18 protein-coding genes are annotated in these 24,994 nt (G+C 40.1%); 17 read left to right on the forward strand and 1 reads right to left on the reverse strand.

Translation table 11 applies throughout. The features are described 5' to 3' along the window. The first annotated feature begins 335 nt into the window (after positions 1 to 335). The 8 genes from H2677_RS01260 to H2677_RS01295 all read left to right on the forward strand — a co-directional run bounded on the left by H2677_RS01260 (position 336) and on the right by H2677_RS01295 (position 9,536). Complete coding sequence (locus H2677_RS01260; RefSeq protein WP_212638989.1) at positions 336 to 1,331, forward strand: sulfate ABC transporter substrate-binding protein; 996 nt, start codon at positions 336 to 338, stop codon at positions 1,329 to 1,331. A 199-nt stretch (positions 1,332 to 1,530) separates the two neighbouring features. Continuing rightward, positions 1,531 to 2,451, forward strand: a complete 921-nt coding sequence (rsmH, locus tag H2677_RS01265; protein WP_212638990.1) for a 16S rRNA (cytosine(1402)-N(4))-methyltransferase RsmH — start codon at positions 1,531 to 1,533, stop codon at positions 2,449 to 2,451. 2 nt (positions 2,452 to 2,453) lie between these two features. Continuing rightward, on the forward strand, positions 2,454 to 2,792 hold the full coding sequence (gene ftsL, locus H2677_RS01270) for a cell division protein FtsL (RefSeq protein WP_004951532.1): 339 nt from the start codon (positions 2,454 to 2,456) through the stop codon (positions 2,790 to 2,792). A gap of 10 nt (positions 2,793 to 2,802) precedes the next feature. Then, positions 2,803 to 4,635 (forward strand): penicillin-binding protein PBP3, encoded by a 1,833-nt coding sequence (gene ftsI, locus H2677_RS01275; RefSeq protein ID WP_212638991.1) that lies wholly within the window; start codon positions 2,803 to 2,805, stop codon positions 4,633 to 4,635. A 3-nt stretch (positions 4,636 to 4,638) separates the two neighbouring features. Further along, positions 4,639 to 6,138, forward strand: coding sequence for a UDP-N-acetylmuramoyl-L-alanyl-D-glutamate--2,6-diaminopimelate ligase (locus H2677_RS01280; protein ID WP_212638992.1), 1,500 nt, complete (start codon positions 4,639 to 4,641; stop codon positions 6,136 to 6,138). A gap of 8 nt (positions 6,139 to 6,146) precedes the next feature. Then, positions 6,147 to 7,544, forward strand: coding sequence for a UDP-N-acetylmuramoyl-tripeptide--D-alanyl-D-alanine ligase (locus H2677_RS01285; protein WP_212638993.1), 1,398 nt, complete (start codon positions 6,147 to 6,149; stop codon positions 7,542 to 7,544). Then, a complete protein-coding gene (gene mraY, locus H2677_RS01290) occupies positions 7,545 to 8,663 on the forward strand; it encodes a phospho-N-acetylmuramoyl-pentapeptide-transferase (protein WP_004909640.1) in 1,119 nt (372 codons plus the stop codon). Positions 8,664 to 8,717: 54 nt separating this feature from the next. Then, the gene (locus tag H2677_RS01295; RefSeq protein ID WP_004964610.1) at positions 8,718 to 9,536 is read left to right on the forward strand and encodes a putative RNA methyltransferase; all 819 of its coding nucleotides are present in this window, start codon (positions 8,718 to 8,720) and stop codon (positions 9,534 to 9,536) included. Positions 9,537 to 9,550: 14 nt separating this feature from the next. Here H2677_RS01295 and ponA read toward each other — a convergent pair whose 3' ends face one another. After that, positions 9,551 to 12,130 carry a penicillin-binding protein PBP1a gene (gene ponA / locus H2677_RS01300; protein ID WP_212638994.1) on the reverse strand — a complete coding sequence of 860 codons (2,580 nt, stop codon included), beginning with the start codon at positions 12,128 to 12,130 and terminating at the stop codon, positions 9,551 to 9,553. A 162-nt stretch (positions 12,131 to 12,292) separates the two neighbouring features. Between ponA and H2677_RS01305 the strand changes: the two genes are divergently transcribed. The 9 genes from H2677_RS01305 to gltB all read left to right on the forward strand — a co-directional run bounded on the left by H2677_RS01305 (position 12,293) and on the right by gltB (position 24,978). Beyond that, positions 12,293 to 13,351, forward strand: a complete 1,059-nt coding sequence (locus H2677_RS01305; RefSeq protein ID WP_004951546.1) for a pilus assembly protein PilM — start codon at positions 12,293 to 12,295, stop codon at positions 13,349 to 13,351. Next, the gene (locus tag H2677_RS01310; RefSeq protein WP_004909633.1) at positions 13,351 to 13,995 is read left to right on the forward strand and encodes a PilN domain-containing protein; all 645 of its coding nucleotides are present in this window, start codon (positions 13,351 to 13,353) and stop codon (positions 13,993 to 13,995) included. The genes H2677_RS01305 and H2677_RS01310 overlap by 1 nt, the downstream gene beginning before the upstream one ends. Next, on the forward strand, positions 13,992 to 14,732 hold the full coding sequence (locus tag H2677_RS01315; RefSeq protein WP_075696026.1) for a type IV pilus inner membrane component PilO: 741 nt from the start codon (positions 13,992 to 13,994) through the stop codon (positions 14,730 to 14,732). The genes H2677_RS01310 and H2677_RS01315 overlap by 4 nt, the downstream gene beginning before the upstream one ends. Continuing rightward, positions 14,732 to 15,259: a pilus assembly protein PilP gene (locus H2677_RS01320; protein ID WP_004909624.1), complete on the forward strand. Its 528-nt coding sequence runs from the start codon at positions 14,732 to 14,734 to the stop codon at positions 15,257 to 15,259. The genes H2677_RS01315 and H2677_RS01320 overlap by 1 nt, the downstream gene beginning before the upstream one ends. Positions 15,260 to 15,320: 61 nt before the next feature. After that, a complete protein-coding gene (gene pilQ, locus H2677_RS01325) occupies positions 15,321 to 17,459 on the forward strand; it encodes a type IV pilus secretin PilQ family protein (protein WP_212639560.1) in 2,139 nt (712 codons plus the stop codon). A gap of 19 nt (positions 17,460 to 17,478) precedes the next feature. Next, positions 17,479 to 18,039 carry a shikimate kinase AroK gene (aroK, locus tag H2677_RS01330; RefSeq protein ID WP_004909618.1) on the forward strand — a complete coding sequence of 187 codons (561 nt, stop codon included), beginning with the start codon at positions 17,479 to 17,481 and terminating at the stop codon, positions 18,037 to 18,039. Between the two features lie 20 nt (positions 18,040 to 18,059). Further along, on the forward strand, positions 18,060 to 19,142 hold the full coding sequence (gene aroB / locus H2677_RS01335) for a 3-dehydroquinate synthase (protein WP_212638995.1): 1,083 nt from the start codon (positions 18,060 to 18,062) through the stop codon (positions 19,140 to 19,142). Positions 19,143 to 19,158: 16 nt separating this feature from the next. Beyond that, positions 19,159 to 20,037, forward strand: a complete 879-nt coding sequence (locus H2677_RS01340; RefSeq protein ID WP_099947984.1) for a hypothetical protein — start codon at positions 19,159 to 19,161, stop codon at positions 20,035 to 20,037. A 462-nt stretch (positions 20,038 to 20,499) separates the two neighbouring features. Beyond that, the gene (gene gltB / locus H2677_RS01345) at positions 20,500 to 24,978 is read left to right on the forward strand and encodes a glutamate synthase large subunit (RefSeq protein WP_017397426.1); all 4,479 of its coding nucleotides are present in this window, start codon (positions 20,500 to 20,502) and stop codon (positions 24,976 to 24,978) included. Positions 24,979 to 24,994: the final 16 nt, after the last annotated feature.

A 24,994-nucleotide genomic window follows, 5' to 3' on the forward strand; every position in this document is an offset into this window, starting at 1 on the left:
CTTTAATGATACGATTCAAACATAAATCTTAATAAAAAAGTAGAACTACGTCACACTTTTTACAAAAAAGATAAACTTCCAGTAAATTTCTACTCAATATTTATAGCCTTGTGGCTAGTTTGTGTGCAAGTCAAATTTAGCAAGCAAATATGTAGAAAACGTGAAGAACGTTCAATTTTAAATAAGCTAATACGATTCATCATCTAAATGTATAGATCAAAATAATTTAGATTAAAAACTGAATAATAAAGAAGAAAACATTATAACCGATTGATTGTAAAATATATTTATTAAAATATAGTGCTATAAATAGTAAAAATAAGGTTGTTATAAATATGAAGCGTGCATTCACATCAGTTGCATTGATATTTGGATTATGGGGGAGTGCCCACGCAGCAACTTCTTTCTTGAATGTGTCTTATGATCCAACACGTGAATTTTATCAAGAATATAATCAAGCTTTTGGTAAATACTGGAAAAGTAAAACAGGGCAGGAAGTCGAATTTAAGCAATCACATGGCGGATCGGGCAAGCAAGCACGCTCTGTGATTGATGGCTTACAGGCCGATGTTGTAACTTTGGCATTAGCTAATGATATCGATGAGATTGCGAATGCAGGATTAATTCGAAAAGATTGGCAGAAACAGTTTAAAAATAATTCTGCACCTTATACCTCAACTGTCGTTTTTTTAGTCCGAAAAGGTAATCCCAAAAATATTCGTGATTGGAATGATTTGACCCGAGAAGGAGTTGAAATCATCACTCCAAATCCTAAAACTGGTGGTGCTCCACGTTGGATTTATTTATCTGCTTGGGGATATGCTTTAAAACAGCCGAATGGAAATGATGCCAAAGCTCGCGAGTTGGTAAAAAAACTTTATCAAAATGTCAAAGTTTTAGACTCTGGTGCTCGAGGCTCATTAACAACCTTCGCAGAGCGTGGAATTGGAGATGTATTGTTATCATGGGAAAATGAAGCACTTTTAGCGACACAAGGGTTAGGCAAAGACAAATTCGAAATTGTTTATCCATCTATTTCGATCTTGGCGGAACCTTCAGTTGCGATCGTTGATAAAACGGTGGAAAAGGATGGTAATCGTAATTTAGCGCGTGGATATCTCAATTTCCTTTATTCACCCCTAGGACAAGAGTTAGCTGCAAAACATTATTTCCGCCCGAGAAATCCACAGGTTGCTACGAAATATGCAAAACAGTTTCCAAAGATCAAATTATTTAATATTCAGGATGTCTTTGGAGGGTGGGCAAAGGCACAAAAAACTCATTTTGTGAATGGGGCGATTTTTGATCAGATTTATGCTGAGAAACCTTAGCTCAATAAAGTTATATCAGCTCTCTAGTTAGTCGTGAAAAGCAAATATGTCGTGTATTTGCTTTTTTATTGGATGAAAAATGACAAGAAAACGGTTTTATCTATGGAAAGTTAAGAATTCTCTACAAAAAGTCGTTTGGTACTGGCATAAAACAAGGTGATAATGTGCAGTTACATTTTTAGCTGTTGATTCATTTCTTATGTCGCATATTTCTGTCTTACTTCATGAAACCGTTGATGGCGTATTGGCAGGTCGCGATACTGGCATTTATGTTGATGCCACGTTCGGTCGAGGTGGTCATACTAAACTTTTGCTTTCTAAATTAGATCAAAATGCACGAGTTTATGCATTTGATAAAGATCCTCAAGCGCTAGAAGTTGCTGCGCAATTAGAACAAGAAGATCCACGTTTTAAAATTATTCATGCCAGTTTTGCTGATCTTCAATCTGAATTAGCAAATATTGGGATTACTGAAGTCGATGGCGTTATGGCAGATCTTGGAGTCTCTTCTCCTCAGTTAGATCAAGCAGAGCGTGGCTTCAGTTTTATGCAAAATGGACCATTGGATATGCGTATGGATAATTCAAAAGGTCCTACAGCAGCCGAGTGGTTACTAGAAATTGAAGAAGAAAAATTAGCGAATATTATTTATCAATATGGTGAAGAGCGTTATAGCCGCCGTATTGCTAAAGCGATTAAACAAGCAGATGAGCTTACAACTACTGCACAATTAGCCGAATTGGTGAAAACTGCGCATCCTAAATGGGAGAAGCATAAGCATCCTGCAACACGGACTTTTCAGGCAATCCGTATCGCAATTAACAAAGAACTAGAAGATATTGAGATATTTTTGCCGCAAGCTGTAGAATTACTCAAACCTAAAGGACAGTTGGCTGTGATTAGCTTCCATTCTTTAGAAGACCGCTTAATTAAGCAGTTTATCCAAAAAGAATCTACTTTAGCGGAGGATACGGGCTGGGGCATGCCTCAAGCTCAGATTGATACCCGTCGTTTGAAGAAGGTTTCTCGTATTCGTGCGAGTGAAGCAGAAGTAAAAGCAAATCCTCGTTCGCGTAGTGCTTGGTTGCGCGTGGCAGAGCGCTTAGAAAAGAAAGGCTAACAATGAACAACAAAAATGATGACGAAGTTGTATCGAACACCAAAAAAGGTCTAAAAAAAGTTGTTGTTTATGCGGTGTTAGTTGCATCAGTATTTATCAGCGCCATGATGGTGGTATTTCAGGTGTTTGAATATCGACATGATTATCGTGACCTGAGTGCTTATATGCGTGAAAGAGACGATTTAAATGCTGAATGGGGGCGTTTGCTGATCGAGCAACAAACCTTTGGTGCAACTGCACAGATTGGTTCACGTGCAGTAACGCAATTGCGTATGTTTTCACCTCCAGCTGCGCAAACCGTTGTGATTTCTTTACCTATGACTACAAAGCAAGATAAATAAGGCATGCTGTATGGCAGATAAGCGAAGTAAACCAATACGTAAAAAACAGCAGTCTATCTCAGAAAAGCCAACTTTATCTTTGGATATGTGGCGCTTTTACCTGCTTTGGGGAACGGTGCTACTGTGCTTTGTTGTCTTGGTTGCGCGTGCATTTTATGTGCAGGTCGTTAATAAAGACTTTTTACAAAATAAAGCCAATGCCAATATTTTGCGGACTGAACGTCTAGAAGCAATGCGAGGTGTAATTAGTGATCGTCATGGTGTGCCTTTGGCGATTAGCACACCCATCATGAAAATTGTGATTGATCCACGTGATTATTGGGAGGCGAAGCATCTTTATGATGAAATTACAGCTGAACTCCAAAAGGACCCAACTAATCGTAAACTCAAGCGCCAGCTGCCTGATAAAAACTTAAATTTAGATGAATTAGCAGACGCTGTTGGTATTGATCGTAAAGATTTAAGAAAGCAGATGAATGATCGACCTCGTTCACGCTATTTAGTTTTACAAAAAGAAATTCCGCCTCAACAAGCTGATTTAATTGTTAAACGTAACTTTCAGGGTGTTTATGCTGAGAAAAGTTATAAGCGTTACTATCCACAACCTCAACCCAATGCGCAAATTATTGGTTTAACCAATAGTGAAGGTAAAGGGATTGAAGGTTTAGAGATGCAATTGAATAAGCAATTATCTGGAATGGACGGTGAGCAGAAAATCATCCGTGATAAAAAAGGTAATCGCTTAAAAGTTTCAGAAGTTATCAAAGAAGTTGAGTCAGGTGAAAATATCACACTAAGCATCGACTCTCGCCTACAGTACATCATGTACCGTGAATTGACTGCAGCAGGTGTTGCCAATAATGCACGTTCTGCGACGGCAATCGCTGTAGATGTAAAAACGGGTGAAATCTTGGCAATGACCAGTTGGCCGTCTTATAACCCGAATGATAAAAATGGTTTAGCCAATAAAGATGCGATGCGTAACCGGGGTGCGATCGATATGTTCGAACCAGGTTCAACGATGAAACCTTTTACTGTTGCCGCAGCATTAGAAAGTGGTAAATACACACCAAATACGATTGTAAATACTGCGCCGGGAACCATGCGTTTAGGTTGGCATACCATTCGTGATACCCATAATTATGGTGCTTTAACACTGACAGGTATTATTGTTAAATCTTCTAACGTTGGTTCCGCAAAATTAGCGCTATCTCTGCCTAAAGACGCTCTGCCTTCATTTTTCCGTCGTGTTGGATTTGGTCATCGTTCCGACGTTAAATTCCCTGGTGAGAGTGCAGGTTTACTTTATTCTGGAGATAAATTAAATCCTTCTCAATTAGGAACTATGGCCTATGGTTACGGGTTGAATGCGACTATTTTGCAGTTAGCTCAAGGCTATGCAATGTTGGCAAATCATGGGGTTGAAATGCCACTCAGTCTGCGTAAATTAGACAAAGCACCTGAAGGAAAACAGGTGCTTGATCCTAAAATTGCAGATCAAGTTTTGTTGATGTTAGAGCAGGTGACGATGCCAGGTGGTACTGCATTACAAGCCAACATTCCAGGATATCGTGTTGGCGGTAAAACAGGTACAGCACATAAATTACGTGCAGACCGTAAAGGCTATTCCAATAATGAATATCGTGCCTTGTTTGCAGGTGTTGCACCAGTCAGTGATCCTCGGCTTGCTATGATTATTGTCGTTGAGAATCCACAGGGACGCTATTATGGTGGTCTTGTTGCTGCTCCTGTTTTTGCTCGAATCATGCAAGAGTCATTGCGCTTATTAAACGTTCCTTTAGATAAACCTCTTGATACTCCTCAAAATCCAATCCGTAGGTAGATTATGTCGATTACTTTTCAGCAGATACACCCAGTTAATATCGATACGGTTTGGGTTTCACAGCCATTCAATGGCTTTTGTTTGGATAGCCGCAAGGTAGCCTCTGGGCAGATCTTTATCGCACTAAATAGCTATAGCCAACCTGAAAAGACCATTGAGTTTGCCCAAAAAGCTCTAGATTCAGGTGCGTTGGCTGTGATTAGCGAAAGTGCTTTAGGCTTAAAGAATGAGTGGGTGTGTCCTCAAGTACGTTACTTGATGGGTGAATGGCAAAAGCAATATCTACAAGAGTGTGAGCCTGTACAAGCATTACGGGGAGTTGCTGTAACGGGAACAAATGGCAAAACAACAATTTCACGTTTGGTGGCTGAGTTAATTAGTTCTCAAGGTTTGGGTTGTGCCGTCATGGGGACGACGGGTAATGGGATTTTACCTAATCTCACACCATCAACACATACGACCTTGGATGCCTTACAGTTGCAAACTGCATTACATGATTATGCGCAGCAAGGTGCCAAATTTGTTGCGCTTGAAGCGAGTTCTCATGGTCTAGAGCAAGGTCGTTTAAATGGTTGTGATATCGAAATTGCGGTATACAGTAATTTGAGTCGAGATCATTTGGATTACCATGGCACTTTAGAGGCTTATGCCGAAGCTAAAGCATTGTTATTTAAATTTGCTACTTTAAAAGCGGTCGTGATTAATCTAGATGATCAATATGCTTCTATTATGTTAAAAGCAGCAAAAAATAACCCTTCACAACCTAAAATTCTAACTTATTCTTTAACTCAAACTTCTGCTGATTATCATATTGCTGATTTACAGTATCGTCTGAGTGGGGCAAGTTTCACGCTGATCAGCCCTGTAGGAAGTTATGCGATAAATAGTCCACTGCTGGGTCAGTTCAATGTTGAAAATCTTTTAGCTAGCTTAATTGCTGCGGAGTATGCAGGTTTTGATCTTGCTGACTTAGTGAAATTTGTACCCGAACTAAAAGGCGCACCTGGTCGTATGCAGGTGATCCAAGACCATGAACGTTTATTTGTGGTGGATTATGCGCATACACCTGATGCTTTGATTCAAGTGTTGACCACTTTGAAACGGCACGTCACAGGTCAACTTTGGGCTGTTTTTGGTTGTGGTGGAGACCGAGATCGAGGGAAGCGTCCACTGATGACACAGGCAGCCCTTGATCATGCCAATCCAGTAGTACTGACTTCAGATAATCCTCGAACTGAAAATCCAGAACAAATTTTTGCTGATATGAAGCATGGTGTTGATTTTGATGGTCATCAAATAGATGAAATTCATGATCGCCGTGAGGCAATTAAATTTGTGGTCAAGCAAGCACAGGCAGGCGATATTGTTGTGATTGCGGGGAAAGGACATGAAAATTATCAAGAAATCGATGGTGTAAGACATTGGTTTGATGATGTGGTTGAAGTACAGTCAGCAATCGCTGCACAATCACATGTTTTAGATTCAGCTTATCCTGCGCAATAGGGAATATTATGCATACCTCCACGACCAGTACAGTTCCATTAGAGCCTTGGACTCCAGAACAATTACAAGAAGCAACTCAAGGTGAATGGCTTCATGGCAATATTTCTCAAGGTGCAATAAAGCGGATTTTGACGGATTCACGTCATGCAGAAGTTGGTGATGTATTTCTTGCGCTGAAAGGTGAGCGTTTTGATGCTCATGATTTTGTGGCTCAGGTTGCGACTCAAGGCTGTCAAATTGCGATTGTAGAACGTCCCATAGATGTTGATATTGCGCAATTGGTTGTTAAAGATACACGTTTAGCCTTAGGTGATCTAGGAGCCTATCGTCGTAAACAAAATGCACATCTGAAAGTGATTGCATTGACTGGAAGTAGTGGTAAGACAACAACTAAGGAAATGCTCGGGAGTATTCTCTCTCGTTTAGCACCGACGTTGATTACACGTGGCAATTTAAATAACGATTTGGGTGTCCCAATGATGTTGCTTGAATTGCGTAAAGAACATCAATACGCGGTAATGGAATTAGGTGCCAGTCACCAAGGTGAGATTGATTATACGTCTAATTTGGTTCAACCTCATGTCGCAGGAATCCTAAACATTGGTACTGCACATTTAGGTGAATTTGGAGGGCGTGAAGGAATCTGTCGTGCTAAATCTGAGATCTATGCGCACATTTTACCTCAAGGAGTGGCGATCGTTCCTGCTGCTGATGATTTTACTGCCGACATTAGAAATAGTGCTCAAGCACACTCAAATTTAAGCTTTGGTCAAGGTGGTGATGTTTACGCGACTGAGATCGAATTAAAGCCTCAATCTGTTCGATTTAATTTACATACCCCACAAGGTCAGCGTGTAGTTAATTTACCTTTTGCTGGTGAGCATAATGTTCAAAATGCAACGGCAGCTACAGCCTTTGCTTTGGCAATTGGTATCGAACTAGATGATATCGTAGAGGGCTTGGAACAGGCTCAGGGTGCGAAAGGGCGCTTGAATTTTATTCAACATCAAAACCATTTGTTCATCGATGACACTTATAATGCGAATCCTACTTCAATGCGTGCTGCTGCCCAAGTGCTTTTGCAACAACAAGGCCTCAAGGTCATGGTCATGGGTGATATCGGTGAGTTAGGTGATAGTAGTTGGCAAGAGCATCATGATTTAGGTCTCGATTTAGCTGCTTTAGCCTTGGATCAAATTGTTGTAGTGGGTGAATATGCAAATGCCGCGTTACAAGGTTCATCCCACTCAGAAAAATTACACGCCTTTGCGACACAAGCAGAAGCTTTACCATTTTTAATTCAGTTAATTCAAACACATCAACCCCAGTCAATGAGTTTCCTCTTTAAAGGGTCTCGTTTTACCCACATGGAAACGTTGATGGCTGATTTGATGGAGAAAATCTAAATGTTGTTATGGTTATTTGAGCAACTGGCGGGCTATAACAGCTCATTTCAGGTTGTTCGTTATTTAACATTACGCTCGTTATTGAGCGTGTTAACTGCGCTTATGATTGGTTTGGTTTTAGGACCAATCATGATACGCAAGCTACAAGCTTTGAAATATGGTCAGGCTGTTAGCTCGTTTGCTCCAGAAAACCATGCTAAAAAAATGGGTACGCCAACGATGGGGGGAATCCTGATTCTGCTTTCAATTGGGATCAGTACGCTATTGTGGGCTGATCTTTCAAATCCTTATGTTTGGATTGTCCTAGGTGTCATGGTTGTCTTTGGTGCTGTTGGTTGGGCTGATGACTGGATTAAAATCCGTTATAAAGATAACGCTGGTTTGCCTGCTCGTAAGAAGTTCTTTTGGACTTCGGTTGCATCTTTAGGAGCAGGTGTTGCGTTGTATGTTATTGCAAAGCAACAAGATAGTGTTGTGCATACAGCAAATATGCTGGATTTGCTTATTCCGTTTTTTAAGAATCTTTCAATTCCGCTTTCAGTTGTTCCTTTTGGATTAGCATTCATTGTATTTACTTATTTGGTCATCAATGGAGCGTCGAATGCAGTTAATCTAACTGATGGATTAGATGGATTAGCGATTATGCCAGTTGTTATGGTTGCTGCAGGTTTAGGCGTGTTTGCTTATTTGTCTGGTGACATTCGTTTTGCCAATTATTTGCATATTCCGTATGTAAAATATACTTCAGAGCTCGTGGTGATCTGTTCAGCAATGATCGGTGCTGGCTTAGCTTTCCTTTGGTATAATGCACACCCTGCACAAGTCTTTATGGGTGATGTAGGAGCATTAGCACTAGGTGCAATGTTGGGTACAATCGCTGTGATGGTTAGACAAGAAATTGTTTTTGCTATTATGGGTGGTGTTTTCGTAATGGAAGCTGTTTCAGTTTTCTTGCAAATCGGATCCTTACGCATGCGGAATAAGCGTGTGTTCTTGATGGCACCTTTACACCATCATTATGAAAAGCAAGGTTGGAAAGAAACGCAAGTTGTTATCCGTTTCTGGATTATTACGATTTTCCTCGTTGTGCTAGGTTTAATGACGTTAAAATTACGTTAAGCGAAAATTCACAAAAAAGCTGGTGGATACCGGCTTTTTTTTTGGAGAAAATAAATGAGTTTGCTGATGTGTCCTGTCTGTCGACACTCATTGGATTTGGTTGAAAACTCATGGCGATGTGAAAATGGACATCATTATGATGTTGCTAAGCAAGGCTATGTCAATTTGCATGTGGTACAGCATAAACATAGTAAAAGCCCAGGGGATACAGCAGAATCAGTTTTGGCTAGACGTGAATTCTTGCAAAAAGGTTTTTATGCACCTCTTCAAAACGCTGTTGTTGAGTTGCTACAAACATTGCAGCCCAGTTCTATTTTGGATATTGGGTGTGGTGAAGGCTATTACACAAGTGCAATGCAAGGTTGTGCAAAAGTCTGTATCGGTGTTGATATTGCAAAAACAGCAGTACAACGAGCTGCAAAACTGAATAATAAAGTCACATGGGTTGTTGGCACAGGTGCTACATTGCCAGTGAGGGACTCTGTAATTGATGTTTGTAGCAGTCTTTTTAGTCCCATCCCGCAAAGTGAAATTGGGCGGGTATTAAAACCAGAAGGATATTTGATTGTAGTAACGCCTGCACCGAAGCACTTGTTTGCATTGCGAGAAGCATTATTTGAACAAGTGAATTTGCATGAACCACAAAAATTCGTCGATCAGTTAAATGATGAATTTGATTTAAAGCAAGCACAGGTTATAGAAGCGTCACTGCGATTGGAACAACAAGATTTGAAGAATCTTATTGCGATGACTCCTTATGCTTATAAGGCAAATCCTGAGCGTAGAGCACAATTAGAACAGCAAAATGAATTTGAGGTTACGGCTGCTTTTCAGATTTATTTATTTCAGAAAAGAAAGAAGCCATCAAATTGATGGCTTCGAATGAATTATTGTATTTGATTAATTAGGTTTTCAATTCCATCCCTTTCCTTTTTAGGCGCGGGGTTTTGTGAATCATTATTCATTGGAGGTGGTTGTCTATTTGCTGGAACAATAATTTGTTCTTCACCTGAAGCATTTGTTCCTGGTAAATCAGAAAAATCATTCTCAACAGAGCGTGTTTGTGGTGCTGGTTCTGGGCGATACAATGGTCGAGCCAATGGTGGAGCGGCGCGATACTCTTTTTTATCTTCAGTTGATTGGATCTGTAGTTTATCTCGTGAAATTGGATCTTTAGCATTTTTATCTAAATGTACCCATGACGATGGTGTGTCTTTGAGTGCATTTGCCATGAATGTTGTCCAAATTGGTAGGGCTGCAACGCCACCGTATTCTCTACGTCCTAATGTGCGTGGCTGATCAAAACCAACCCAAGCTACCGCAACTAACTTTCCATTAAAACCTGCGAACCAAGCATCTTTTGCATCATTGGTTGTACCTGTTTTACCGCCTAAATCATCACGACCAATTTTAAGCGCTGCACGACCCGTACCATGTTGAATTACATCGCGTAAGATATTTGCCATATCATATGCTGAACTTGATTTTAGTATACGTTGAGCTTGACGATAATCGCTATTGGTTTTAGTGTCGACTGCAGAAGTCGTTGTTTGTGCATCTGAAGCTGCGAGTGCATCATCTAAAGATTCATTGGTGATCTCTTTGGTTTTAGCTTCTTCTGCAGCTTGTTGTTCTGCATAAGCATTTGGATTGTTGATACATGGGATGCAGGCATATTCAGGTTTTGCCTCATAAATAACTTTACCTGTTGCATCTTCAATACGTTTGATGAAATGTGGTTGAATTCGATACCCACCATTTGCAAAAGTGGCATAACCAGTAGCCATTTGAATTGGTAATACCTGCGGTGTACCTAAGGCAATTGTGTAGTTGCGAGGAATCTGTTCTTCTTCTAAACCAAAGTCCATAAACAGCTGTCTAGCTCGTTCAATTCCTACATTTTGCAATAAACGAACCGAGACCGTATTTCGAGAAAGGTAAAGCGCACGACGTAGAGGGATCATCCCAAGATAGCGTCCATCAGAGTTCTTTGGTGACCATTTCCCAATACGGATCGGGCTATCATTTACCATGCTATAGGGTGTCATACCTCGTTCTAAAGCGAGTGCATAAACAAAAGGTTTAATGGTCGAACCAGGTTGTCTCCAGCCTTGCACAGCACGGTTAAATTTCGATTGATAAAAATTATATCCGCCAACAACTGCTTCAATTGAGCCATCATTTGGGTTTAAAGCGATTAATTGCCCTTGAACTTTTGGAACTTGGACCAGTGACCAGGCTGATTTGTCTTCATTAGGACGTAAGCGGATAATGTCCTTTACCTTCACAATTTGGGATGCGCGAGAAGGCGCACCACCAACGCTATTCGCATTGCGATAAGGACGTGCCCATGACATGCCTGACCAATTTACGGTGACAGTCGAGCCATCTTGCATCAAAGCTTCAAATGAATTGGTATTTACTTTAGTTACTTGCGCTGGAAAAGTATTTGCATATGCCATAAATTGATTAAGTGGTTTGTCGTGATCTTCAGGACCACGCCAGCCATGTCGTCGATCATATGCCTCTAAACCATCTTGAATGGATTGTTCGGCGAATTTTTGTTTGTTGCTATCAATCGTTGTGTAAACTTTATAACCAGAATCAATCGCTTGTTCACCAAAATGTTCTACGAGTTCAGAACGAACCATTTCACCGACGTAAGGATGAATATTGCTCACAGAGCGATCAATCATATTGAGATTGATCGGTTCAGCAACTGCTTTTTGATACTGTGATTGATTGATGTAACCTAGCTGTAACATTCGACCTAAAATCCAGTTACGACGCTCTAAAGCACGTTCAGGATTTACGACTGGATTGTATTTCGATGGTGCCTTAGGTAAACCAGCAATCATCGCCATTTGAGCGGTACTAAGTTGATCTAAATTTTTGTTGTAATAAATTCTGGCTGCCGCAGCAATTCCATAGGCATTTTTACCTAAAAATATCTTATTTACATATGAACTTAAGATTTCTTGTTTGGTTAGATTTTGCTCTATTTTTCGTGCTAAAAATACTTCGGTAAGCTTACGCTTAAGTGTCCTTTCTGGGCTTAAATAATAGTTCTTCGCAACCTGCATAGTGATTGTTGAGCCACCAGTTTGCACGTCAGAACCTGTAATTGATTCAGTGAGTGCTCGTCCTAAACCTTTGAAACTGATGCCATTATGTTCGAAGAAAGAGGAGTCTTCCGCTGCTAAAAAAGCATGGATAAATGTAGGGGGGATTTGCTCATATTGAACTGGAATGGATAGCTTCCCACCATATTCTGCAATTAACTTATTATCAGCTGTATACACCTGTAATGGCTTCAATAATGGCGCTTTTTTAAGAGAGCTCATATCTGGCAAAGAGGGTGCTAGATAGAGATACATGCCATAAAAACCCATTGGAAGTGAGACTAAGATAATAATAAGCATCAAAAAAAATGGGCGAACAATGCCAGAACTGGATAGCTTTTTCATAATAAGTAAGTTTTAATAAGAGCGAATGGCAAACTAATTGTGGTCAGTATATCCTTTAGACATACGGATTGTTAGATGAGATATTGTATCCGTATAAATTAAAGACCAAAACAAATTAGTGTGTTGTATTTTTGGGGATAAAAAAATAAATAGGAAAGTACTGTGCTCAGGTTATATCGTAAACCAAATAAGGGGTTAGTGGGTGTCGATATTAGTTCGACAACTGTTAAGTTATTGGAACTCTCTGTTAAGAACGGTCGATATTGGGTTGAAAGTTATGCATTGATGCCACTACCTGAAAATAGTGTGGTTGAGAAAAGCATTTTAAACCCAGAAGCAGTTGGCGACGCGCTTGAACGAGTTGTTAATCTTGCAAACCCTCACACTACCAATGTGGCTATTGCCGTGCCTACTTCGATGGTCATTAATAAGATCATCGAGATGGATGCTGACATGACGGATGATGAACGGGAAGTTCAAATTCGTATGGATGCAGAGCAATATATTCCATTCCCATTAGATGAAGTTAGTTTGGACTTTGAAGTCTTAGCTGATCGATTGGCAAATCCTAATCGTGTCAATGTGTTATTAGTCGCTACGCGTACTGAGAATGTCGATTCACGTGTTGAAGTTCTTGAGCTAGCAGGTCTAAAGGCAAAGATTGCTGAAGTCGAAAGTTATGCGATGGAACGTGCTTTTAGTGTATTCGCTGATACGCTACCTATGGGTGCGAATACAGTGGGTATTCTAGATATTGGGCATACCATGACGACGTTATCGGTCATGCAAAAAGGTAAAATTATCTATACTCGTGAGCAAGTATTTGGTGGAAAACAACTTACTCAAGACGTTCAAAATCGCTATGGTTTATCTTTTGAAGAAGCTGGTCGAGCTAAAAAAGAAAGAAGTTTGCCAGATGATTACGATACTGAAGTTTTAGAACCGTTTCTTGATGCAGTTGTGCAACAAGCCGCACGTTCGCTGCAATTCTTTTTCTCATCGTCTCAATTTAATGAAATTGACCACATCCTGTTAGCAGGTGGTAATGCCAATATTCCAGGTCTAGCTAAACTATTGCAACAAAAGCTAGGTTATCGAGTAACGATTGCCAACCCATTTTTACAAATGGGCTTTTCTCCCCAAATCGATATCAAAAAAATAGAAAATGATGCCTCATCATTGATGGTGGCATGTGGATTAGCATTGAGGAGTTTTGATTAATGGCAAAGATTAACTTACTCCCTTGGCGTGATGAGCTAAGAGAACAACGAAAGAAACAATTTATTGCATACTGTGTAGGGGTTGCTGCATTAGGTGTGGCATCAGTTTTGGCAGGATGGGGTTATCTTGATTACAAATTAAATGATCAAGAACAAGCGAACCAACTGATTGTGAGCACAAATCAAAATCTTGATGCTCAATTAAAATCCTTAGATGGCTTGCAAGAGCGACGTAATGCAATTATTGAACGGATGAAACTCATTCAAGGATTGCAAGGTCAAAGACCTGTTGCTGTACGTTTAATCGATGAATTGGTGCGAGTAACTCCGCCAACTATGTATTTGACTAAATTTACACGTACGGGAGATAAGTTCACGATTGAAGGTAAAGCTGAAAGTCCAAACACAGTAGCTGAATTACTGAGAAATCTTGAAGCATCACCTTGGTATCGCAACGCTTTTATGAATTCCTTTTTAGCGGCTGAAGAGAAAAAAGACAAAACTGTCAGCTCGCTTATACCTCGTATTGAAGAAAACTATGGAAGTTTTGTTGTAACTGTTGATCTTGGTGAAATAGGTACAACAGTTGAAGCTGACCCATTAGCAGAAACGGTCGCATCAGGAACAGTGGGGGCAGCACAATGAGTCAAGAAGAATTAAATGAACTCAACCAAGATGTTGCTGTAAAGAAAAAGAAAATGACAGTAGAGCAATTCTTTCAGCAATTTAATACGCTTGATATGAATAATTACGGTAGCTGGCCGCTATCTGTAAAAGTGACATGTTGGATTTTTGTTTTTTTAGCTGTTTTAGCGCTTGGTTACTTTGTTGTTATTAAATCTCAACTTGAGCGTATTGCTAATGAGGAGGCTAAAGAGCAAAGTTTATTGAATGAATTTAGAGAGAAAGACTCTAAATTGCGTAATTTGCAGCGTTACCAAGCTCAGTTACAAGAAATGGAAGCTAATTTTAATCAGCAACTAGAACAATTGCCGAAAGAAACTGAGATTCCAAGTTTGGTTGAAGATATTAACTTGACAGGTGTAAATTCGGGGTTGAAGTTTAAAAACATTCGCTTGGAAAATGAGGTTAAGCAAGAATTCTTTATTGAACAACCGATTAGTATAGAAGCAACTGGCGATTATCATGCATTTGGAGCATTTGCTACAGGCATTGCGGCATTGCCTCGAATTGTAACTTTACACGATTTCACGGTTGAAGCATCACAAGATACGACGAAGAAGTCAGATATTCCTGTTGTGAATTACTCCGTTAAGGCAAAAACCTACCGTTATGTGGGTGCTGATGATGCAGCAAATACTGAGGTTGGAGCGGCGGTACCTCCTCAGAATAATCCACCTAGTCAAGGAGGAACTAACTAATGAATAATTATAAATTATTGTTTAGTTTTATGGCTGGGCTTGTTTTGGTTGGATGTGATTCAAAAATTGACGCTGTAAACCAAAAAATGGCTGAAATTCGGAACGAACCTGCTTTACCTATTGAGCCAGCACCGGTATTTAGCCCTGTACCATTATTTAACTATTCAGCACATCAATTGAAAAGTCCATTTATGCCAAGCTCATTGGCGGCTGAGTTGAAAATAATGGCGGGTAAACGTGTTTATCCAAATTTCAATCGTCAACCACAACCACTGGAAAGTTATGCGTTGGAATCCCTAAATATGAAGGGTAGCATGCGTGGTAAAACCAATGAAACGATAGCGCTGATTCAGACCCCGGACCGACAAATTGAGCGGGTGCAGGTTGGAAACTACTTAGGAATGAATCAAGGTCGAGTGGTAAAAATTAGTCCGACTCAAATTGATTTGGTGGAAATTGTACCAGATGGGCGTGATGGTTATGTGGAGAGACCAAGAACACTCGTTCTAATTGGTATGGCACCATAAAATTAAGGGAATAAAAATGAAAAAACAGATTAAAGATTCTTTATTTGGGGAAGCGAAGACCATGAATCATGCATTCCGTCAATTTTCTATGGCTGCGGTTGCAATTGCTATTTCGCAAGTAGCTTCGGCACAGGTGGGTATTACAAATATTGTGCCGATGAACTTGGGTGATCAGGGTACTGAAATCAGAGTCATGTTTAATGGTTTGCCTCCTCAACCACAGGCCTATCAACTTGAGCAGCCTGCTCGTTTAATTTTAGATTTTGATAAGGCTCAGCAGAACTTAAAGCAAACATCTATTCCTGTTTTAACCAATGAGGCAAGTTCCATTAATGTAGCTGCAGATGATCAGCGTGCTCGTTTAATCGTGAATTTAAAAGACTCGGGTGCTTTCACAACCCGTGTTGAAGGTAATACTTTTGTTTTAAAAATAAATTCTGCAAAACCAACATTAATCAGTAATCCTACGGTTGCTACTCGACAAGTTCAACAAGGTGTTTCCAATATTGGTTTTCAAAGAGGAAATCAAGGTGAGGGGTTAGTTGTTATTGATTTATTGGGAGGTAATACACCAGTAGATGTACAGCAACAGGGGAGTAAAATTGTTGTTCGCACTATTGGAAATAAAATCCCAACTCACTTGGCCCGTCGTTTAAATACTAATGATTTTGCGACCCCAGTAGCAAGTATTGATGCTTATAACGACAAAGGAAATGGGGTTGTTACTATTCAATCTGCAGGTAGCTATGAGTACATGGCTTATCAGGCAGAGAACAAACTTACAATTAGTTTAAAAAGACCAGAAGATAAGTCACCGAATAAAGCTAAACCACAAAGTTATACTGGAAATAAAATTTCATTAGATTTCCAAGATATCGAGGTTCGTCGTGTTTTGCAGTTGTTAGCGGATTTTACGGGAATTAACATGGTTGCTGCTGATACTGTACAAGGAAATATTACGCTACGTCTTAAAGATGTTCCTTGGGATCAAGCTCTTGACATTGTTTTAAAAACAAAAAATCTAGATAAGCGTCGTAATGGAAATGTAATTTGGATTGCACCAGTTACGGAGTTGATCAAAGCGGAAGAAGATGAAGCGAAGGCAATCGCTCAAAGTGTGAAACTTTCACCTTTGCAGACAGAATATATTCAATTGAGTTATGCGAAAGCAGCAGATATAGAGAAACTCATCACTCAAGGTAAAAATGGCTCAGGTAGTGGTAATCGTAATCAGGGAGTTAATGATCTTTTAGGGGATAGTGTGGGGAGTTTATTGAGTCCACGTGGAACTGTTTCGATTGACCCTCGGACTAACACATTGATTGTAAATGATACTTCTCAGAAAATTGATCAGATCCGTAAAATGATCGATTTACTTGATGTATCGGTTAAACAGGTGATGATTGAAGCGCGTATTGTGCGTGCGAGTACTGACTTTACTAAGGAAATGGGGGTGAAGTGGGGGATTTTATCTAAAGGAGTAGCATCGAATAATGACTTGCTAGTTGGTGGTAGTGATACAACTTTATGGAATTTACGGGAACCAAGTGAGGACAGTGAAACAGGTGGTTGGAAATATGATATTGAACGTCCAGATAACTTAAATGTGAATTTAGGTGCTGTAACCCCTGGAGCAAGTCGTATTGCTTTTGGTTTAATTAGTCTTTCAGACTTTATGTTGGACCTAGAGTTGTCAGCAGTTCAAGCTGATGGTTATGGTGAGGTGATTTCGACTCCGAAAGTTCTAACTGCTGATAAGCAAGCTGCAAAAATTGAATCAGGAACTCAAATTCCTTATTCATCTTCTACGGGTGGTGGAGCTAATGCGGTTCCAAAAACTGAATTTATTGATGCGACCTTAAGTTTGGATGTTACACCGAGTATCACTCCTGAAGGTAAGGTGATGATGAAATTAAACATCACTAAAGATTCACCAGGAACGCCAACACCTACAGGGCAGTTGACGATTAATAAAAATACGATTGATACCAATGTTGTGGTTGATAATGGTGAAACTGTTGTTCTTGGTGGAATTTTTGAGCAAGAAAATATTAATTCTCAGACCAAAGTTCCATTCTTGGGTGATTTGCCTTATGTTGGGAAATTATTCCGTAGAGAGTCTAAACAAGACAATAAACGCGAGTTGCTTATTTTTGTTACGCCGAGAATTGTTAATGACACTTTGACAAGAAATCATTAATATATTTTCAATAGTCGCAATGAATATAGGTGGCGCGTTGCCAAGCAAAGCGTTTGAATCCCTACCAAATATTTATTTGGTAGGGCCAATGGGGGCAGGTAAAACAACAGTTGGTCGGCATTTAGCAGAATTGTTAGGTCGTGATTTTATTGATAGTGATCATGAAATCGAACGTAAAACAGGCGCTACCATTCCATGGATATTTGAAAAAGAAGGTGAAGTGGGATTTCGTTTACGCGAGACAAATGTATTAAATGACTTAACTTCTCGTTCATCATTAGTTCTAGCAACAGGTGGTGGTGCAGTTACTCAAGCAGAAAATCGTCAATTCCTTCATCAGCGAGGAATAGTTGTTTATCTTTATACGCCTGTAGAACTTCAACTGCAGCGTACCTATCGTGATAAAAATCGTCCATTACTTCAAGTTGAAAATCCTGAAAAGAAACTTAGAGAATTGCTAGAGGCGAGAGATCCACTCTATCGCGAAGTTGCTCATTATATTATTGAAACAAATCAAGGTGCAGCAAGAGATTTAGCTCAAAGAATTCTTCAGTTAATTTTATCTAAACAAGTCAAGTAATTTATTTAGTGGTTAATGCTATGCAGACGTTACATGTAGAGTTGGGGGATCGTCGGTATCCGATTTTTATTGGTAATCATTTAGATCCCAAGAGATTACTTGAACCTTATCTGCACGGACGACAAGTGATGTTGGTATCTAACACAACTGTCGCACCTTTATACGCGGAGCATTATGGTAAAGCTTTAGAGCAATTAGATAAACAAGTTGCAACTTGTATCTTACCTGATGGTGAGCAGTATAAAGATATTGAGCATTTGAATCTGATTTTTAATGCTTTATTAGAAGCAGGTTTTAATCGAGATTGTACAGTGCTTGCCTTAGGTGGTGGTGTTGTAGGTGATATGGCTGGTTTTGCATCCGCTTGTTTTCAACGTGGTGTAAATTTCGTGCAAGTTCCTACAACTTTACTATCTCAAGTTGACTCGAGTGTTGGGGGTAAAACAGGAATTAATCATCCACTGGGCAAAAATATGCTGGGTGCATTTCAACAACCTCAAGTTGTACTTGCGGATATGGCGCAGTTAGAAACTTTGCCTGATCGAGAGTTGTCGGCGGGATTGGCAGAAGTGATTAAATATGCCTTACTTGGTGATCTTGATTTTTTAACTTGGCTCGAAGAGAACATGGATGGGTTGATTGCTCGAGATGCTAACCTGTTAGCTGAAGCAGTTTATCGCTCTTGTGCTCATAAGGCTAGAATTGTTGCAAATGATGAGAAAGAGCAAGGTGAGCGAGCTTTGTTGAATTTAGGACATACATTTGGGCATGCAATAGAGTCTTATTTAGGTTACGGTGTTTGGTTGCATGGAGAAGCTGTTGCTACGGGTATGGTGATGGCTGCTGATTTGTCTGAACGTTTGGGTTGGATCTCAAAGAGAGATCTTGAGCGTACAAAAAAAATCATTCAACGTGCTCGTTTACCGATATCATGTCCAAAAATTCCTCTTGAAGAATTCTTAGCTTATATGGCACATGATAAGAAAGTTTTGAATGGTCAATTGCGTTTGGTTTTGTTGAAACAACTTGGACGAGCAGTGATCACTAAGGATTTTGATGTTGAGTTGATGAAACAAGCAATTCTTGCAAACCAAAGCGCGTAATTAAAATTAGGGTAATATAGCTGTGTCACGATCAATTTGGCAAAATATTCAACAGTATAGCTGGCTTTTTTTCTCAATTGCTTGTTTGGTGGCTGCACTGATATTTTGGGCTGTAACGGATCGTGATGCACTTGTTGAGGTGGATCACCCTTCTAAAAATGAAGCACAGGTTGAAATAAAGTCCGAAAAAGTAACAGCGACTACGAATTTAGGTGCATTAACGAATGAGGTTAAACCACTAGATCTGACAACTCGTGTTGTTGTGTCGAATGAACATGCACCTGAATTCCGTGGAACAAAATTTATCAGTGAAAATCAACGTCAATGGGTTGTTGAAATTTTTCGTAGTTCGGATGAGGCAATTGTTAAAAACTTTTTGTTGAGTCGTGCAGATCGGAATAAATTTAGTTATTTTCGTTTGAGTGGCGATCAACAGGTTGAACAATATGTATTGGCATATGGTCTTTTCCCAAACGCTGAAGAAGCTAAACGTCAATTTTCCCAACTTAATTTAGTTTTACCAAAGTCAATACATCCGACCATTCAGCAATTATCTGCTTATACATCTTATGTAAATGATTTAGGCTCAGATGAGTTAAAGTCAGCCTCGAATCAGTTATTTGAAGTGCGATTGAAGCCAGCAGCATTACCTAAAATAGATGAAACTTTGTTGATGAGTGGGCAGCAGGTGAAGGGTTCATCAAATACAGCTTTAAGTCAGAGTGTGAATACTTCAACAACTGTGACAACAACTGTGACTCAGCGCGATGCACAGGGTAATGTGGTTAACGTTAGACAAAGTCAGTCTAATCAACAAAATAATAGCTCAACTCCTGAAAAAATAAGAGAAAATTCAGATTCTTCTAGAAGAGAAGTAACGGATCCGTTTAATTGACATTGCATTAAAATAGTGCAAAATAGTTCAAAATTGTTGCATTAAGCTTTTTTTTGGTGCAATTTTGTTCTAAAAGGAAACGTCTTATATCTTTATAATTTTTAGTTATTTTAACTTTTTTAATGATTTAGTAAATTTATAATTTTATGGCATATTTTTTGCATCGTTGTGGTGCTAATTTATCTGCTCATTGCTCTTTTTAGTGCTAAATGATTCATTATTTTGGTGAAATGTAAAGTTTTTGTGCTTTACAAAGAAGTGTGAAGGTGTAATAACTAAAAACACTTTATATGGTGAAATGCGCTGAATGTCCTAGCGGAACAGCGTATATTGCAAATCCGCCAGAAAAAATGTTTTCGCGAAGCATTGAACTTTATATGAGTTGATCGGCAATATCGCAGAAAATGAATTGATTGTTTGTTGCTCGAAAGAGCCATGTTGAAAGAAGGGTACGCTATGCACATGCCATCGCCTAATACTGTAGCTCCCGCTCAAGGTTTATATCAACCTGATGAGTTTAAGGATAACTGTGGTTTTGGTTTGATTGCCCATATGAAGGGTGATTCAAGTCATCATCTTGTGGAAACCGCAATTCACAGTTTAAGTTGCATGACGCACCGTGGTGGTATTGCCGCAGATGGTAAGACGGGAGATGGGTGCGGATTGCTGTTGGCTATGCCGAAACAGTTCTTTCGTGACGAAGCTCAGAAGTTAGGTACTAATCTTACTGAGATTTTTGCTGCGGGTACTGTATTTTTAAATATTGACCCTGCTTTAGCTCAAAATGCCAAAAATATTCTGAACAAAGAAATTACAGCTGAAGGTCTTACCGTTGCAGCATGGCGTGTTGTGCCGACAAATAATGATGCTCTAGGTGAAATTGCGTTGCAATCACTTCCAGCATTTGAACAAATTTTAGTGAACTGCCCTATGGGTGTCACTGAAGTTGAGTTTAATCGTAAACTCTTTTTAGCGCGTCGTCGTGCTGAACAACAATTACAAAATGATCCTTTATTTTATGTGACTACTTTAGCCACAACAGTGATTAGCTATAAAGGCTTGATGATGCCTGCTGCTATTGCTGACTTCTACACTGATTTGGCAGATGAGCGTCTAAAATCACATATCGTTGTATTCCATCAACGCTTCTCAACCAATACATTACCGCGTTGGCCATTGGCTCAGCCTTTCCGTTATCTTGCACACAATGGTGAAATTAATACCATTACTGCAAACCGTAACTGGGCTTTGGCGCGTACTCCAAAGTTTGAAAACCCATTACTTCCAGGCTTAACTGAATTAAATCCAATCGTTAACCGTACTGGCTCGGATTCTTCAAGCTTAGATAATATGCTTGAAATCTTAGTTGGTGGTGGTATGGATTTATTCCGTGCACTACGTATGTTAGTTCCACCAGCTTGGCAAAACGTTGAAACCTTAGATGCTGACTTACGTGCTTTCTATGAGTTCAACTCTAAGCATATGGAAGCTTGGGATGGTCCAGCAGGTTTGGTTATTCAAGATGGTCGCCATGCAATCTGTATGCTTGACCGTAATGGTTTGCGTCCGGCACGTTGGGTGATCACTAAAAATGATTACATCACACTTGCATCTGAGATCGGTGTATGGGGTTATGAACCAGAAGATGTGGTATCTAAAGGCCGTGTAGGTCCTGGTCAAATCCTTGTTGTAGATACACTGACAGGTAAAGTTCTCGATACTAAAGATGTTAGTAACCATCTTAAAAACATGCGTCCATACCGTGAATGGTTGCGTGATCACGCAATCCGTTTGCAAGCGAACCCACAACTTGAAGAACAATTAGTTGATCAAGGTTTAACTGGCGATGCATTAAAAGCAGCTCAAAAAATGTTTATGGTGACATTTGAAGAGCGTGATCAATTGTTACGTCCTATCGCAGAAAGTGGTCAAGAAGCTGTTGGTTCGATGGGCGATGATACGCCAATGGCGGTATTGTCTCGTCAGGTGCGTCATGTGTCTGATTATTTCCGTCAACAGTTTGCTCAAGTAACCAATCCACCAATCGATCCATTACGTGAATCGATTGTGATGTCATTGGAAACTTGCTTAGGTCGTGAGCAAAACGTATTTGAACAAGGTCCAGAGCACGCTGACCGCATCATTATTTCAAGCCCTGTATTGTCAAACTCAAAAATGCAGCAGCTTCGTGATGTGGAAAAAGAGCGCGAAGGTTATGGCGTTGTTGATATTGATTTGAACTACGCTGAAGCTGAGGGTTTACAAGCGGCAATTGCTCGTATTTGTGAAGAAGCTGCTCAAGCTGTTCGTGATGGAAAAACACTGATCGTATTAACAGATAAGAACTTCCGTGAAGGCTTCTTACCTGCGAATTCAGCATTGGCAACAGGTGCCGTACATCATCACTTAATTAAAACTGGTTTGCGTACAGATGCAAACATTTTAGTTGAGACAGGTTTTGCCCGTGATCCACATCAATTTGCTGTATTGCTCGGCTTTGGTGCTACAGCAGTTTACCCTTACTTGGCTTATGATGTAATCAATGACCTAGTTGCTAAAGGCGAGTTATTGGGTGATCCAATCCACGCACAAGCAAACTTCCGTAAAGGTATTGAGAAAGGCTTATTGAAAGTTCTTTCTAAAATGGGTATTTCGACAGTTGCTTCTTATCGCGGTGGTCAATTATTCGAAGCGGTAGGTTTATCTTCTGAAGTCGTGGATAAGTGTTTCCTTGGTGTACCAAGCCGTATTCAAGGTGCAACATTTGCAGATTTAGAAAACGATCAGAAAAAATTGGCAACAACTGCTTGGCAGAACCGTAAGCCGATTGATCAAGGTGGTTTACTTAAATTTGTATTTGGTAAAGAGTACCATGCATTCAACCCAGACGTGATTAACTCACTTCACAAGGCTGTTCGCTCAGGTCAATACCAAGACTTTAAAGAATATGCAGAGTTGGTGAATAACCGCCCTGTTGCAACGATTCGTGACTTATTCAAATTAAAAACCACAAATTCAATTGCGCTTGATCAAGTTGAAAGCATTGAAGATATCCTTCCTCGTTTCGACTCTGCTGGTATGTCTTTGGGTGCATTATCTCCAGAAGCACACGAAGCAATTGCAATCGCAATGAATACAATTGGTGGTCGTTCGAACTCAGGTGAGGGCGGTGAAGACCCAGCGCGTTACGGCACGATTCGTAACTCGAAAATCAAACAAATTGCATCAGGTCGTTTTGGTGTAACACCAGCGTACTTAACTTCTGCTGAAGTTTTGCAGATTAAAGTGGCACAAGGTGCAAAACCAGGTGAGGGTGGTCAGTTACCAGGTGGTAAAGTGAATGGCTTAATTGCACGTTTACGTTACTCGGTACCAGGTGTGACTTTGATTTCACCACCGCCACACCACGATATTTACTCAATTGAAGATTTGTCTCAGTTGATCTTTGACTTGAAGCAAGTAAACCCTCAAGCAATGGTATCGGTAAAACTGGTATCTGAGCCAGGTGTTGGAACCATTGCTGCAGGTGTTGCAAAAGCTTATGCTGACTTCATTACCATTTCAGGTTATGACGGTGGTACAGCGGCATCTCCACTTTCATCAATTCACCATGCAGGTTCGCCTTGGGAATTAGGTTTAAGTGAAGCGCATCAAGCACTTCGTGTAAATGATTTGCGTGGTAAGGTGCGTGTACAAACTGATGGTGGTTTAAAAACAGGTCTGGATGTAATCAAAGCAGCAATTTTAGGTGCTGAAAGCTTTGGTTTCGGTTCTACACCAATGATCGCATTAGGTTGTAAATATCTTCGTATTTGCCACTTGAATAACTGTGCAACTGGTGTTGCAACTCAGCAAGATCATTTACGTCAAGAACACTATATTGGCGAACCAGAAATGTTGATTAACTTCTTCAAGTTTATTGCAGAAGAAACACGTGAATGGTTAGCTGCTCTAGGTGTTGCATCACTTAAAGATTTGATTGGTCGCGTTGATTTGCTTGAAGTTTTACCAGGTGAAACTGAAAAGCATGCTCATCTTGATCTCAGCGCTTTATTGACTTCACATCCATCTGCTGAAGGTAAAGCTCAGTATTGCCAAGTTCAAGGTAATGCGCCATTTGATAAAGGTGTATTGGCTGAGAAAATGGTTGCTGAAATGCTACCAGCGATTGAAGCAGGTACAGGTGGTTCATTTAATTTCACTGTTGGTAACTGTGATCGTTCAATTGGCGCACGTATTTCAGGTGAGATCGCACGTCGCTACGGCAACTTAGGGATGGAAAACAGCCCAGTTGTGATGAATCTTGTTGGTACAGCTGGTCAGTCACTTGGTGTTTGGAACGCAGGTGGTCTGCATATCAAACTTGAAGGTGATGCGAACGATTACGTTGGTAAAGGCATGGCGGGTGGTCGTGTTTCGATCTTCCCACCAAAAGGTTCACCGTTCCAAACACAAAATACTGCAATCATCGGTAACACTTGTTTGTATGGTGCGACTGGCGGTAAGTTATTTGCTGCTGGTACTGCAGGTGAGCGTTTCGCTGTTCGTAACTCAGGTGCTTTTGCGGTAATTGAAGGTGCTGGCGATCACTGCTGTGAATATATGACAGGTGGTGTGGTAACTGTCTTAGGTAAAGTTGGTCATAACTTTGGTGCGGGTATGACAGGCGGTTTCGCTTATGTACTTGACCTTGATAATGACTTTGTAGACTACTACAACCATGAGCTGATTGACCTAAATCGTATCTCTACCGAGTCGATGGAAGATCACAAAGAAAATCTACTGCGTATCCTTGATGAACATATCAAAGAAACAGGTAGTGCTTGGGCATATAAAATCCGTAATGAGTTCGACTTCTATAGTCGTAAGTTCTGGCTTGTAAAACCAAAAGCTGCTAATTTGCAAACGCTTTTGAAAACAACCCAAGCTGATCCACAATAATTCCACGACTGCAAAG

It is taken from the genome of Acinetobacter junii (genome assembly GCF_018336855.1).
In the GTDB taxonomy this organism is placed as follows: domain Bacteria; phylum Pseudomonadota; class Gammaproteobacteria; order Pseudomonadales; family Moraxellaceae; genus Acinetobacter; species Acinetobacter junii.

Coding starts and splice junctions, on each gene's coding strand:
- H2677_RS01260 (WP_212638989.1), top strand. CDS start 336: ATGAAGCGTGCATTCACATCAGTTGCATTGATATTTGGATTATGGGGG.
- rsmH (WP_212638990.1), top strand. CDS start 1,531: ATGTCGCATATTTCTGTCTTACTTCATGAAACCGTTGATGGCGTATTG.
- ftsL (WP_004951532.1), top strand. CDS start 2,454: ATGAACAACAAAAATGATGACGAAGTTGTATCGAACACCAAAAAAGGT.
- ftsI (WP_212638991.1), top strand. CDS start 2,803: ATGGCAGATAAGCGAAGTAAACCAATACGTAAAAAACAGCAGTCTATC.
- H2677_RS01280 (WP_212638992.1), top strand. CDS start 4,639: ATGTCGATTACTTTTCAGCAGATACACCCAGTTAATATCGATACGGTT.
- H2677_RS01285 (WP_212638993.1), top strand. CDS start 6,147: ATGCATACCTCCACGACCAGTACAGTTCCATTAGAGCCTTGGACTCCA.
- mraY (WP_004909640.1), top strand. CDS start 7,545: ATGTTGTTATGGTTATTTGAGCAACTGGCGGGCTATAACAGCTCATTT.
- H2677_RS01295 (WP_004964610.1), top strand. CDS start 8,718: ATGAGTTTGCTGATGTGTCCTGTCTGTCGACACTCATTGGATTTGGTT.
- ponA (WP_212638994.1), bottom strand. CDS start 12,130: ATGAAAAAGCTATCCAGTTCTGGCATTGTTCGCCCATTTTTTTTGATG.
- H2677_RS01310 (WP_004909633.1), top strand. CDS start 13,351: ATGGCAAAGATTAACTTACTCCCTTGGCGTGATGAGCTAAGAGAACAA.
- H2677_RS01315 (WP_075696026.1), top strand. CDS start 13,992: ATGAGTCAAGAAGAATTAAATGAACTCAACCAAGATGTTGCTGTAAAG.
- H2677_RS01320 (WP_004909624.1), top strand. CDS start 14,732: ATGAATAATTATAAATTATTGTTTAGTTTTATGGCTGGGCTTGTTTTG.
- pilQ (WP_212639560.1), top strand. CDS start 15,321: ATGAATCATGCATTCCGTCAATTTTCTATGGCTGCGGTTGCAATTGCT.
- aroK (WP_004909618.1), top strand. CDS start 17,479: ATGAATATAGGTGGCGCGTTGCCAAGCAAAGCGTTTGAATCCCTACCA.
- aroB (WP_212638995.1), top strand. CDS start 18,060: ATGCAGACGTTACATGTAGAGTTGGGGGATCGTCGGTATCCGATTTTT.
- gltB (WP_017397426.1), top strand. CDS start 20,500: ATGCCATCGCCTAATACTGTAGCTCCCGCTCAAGGTTTATATCAACCT.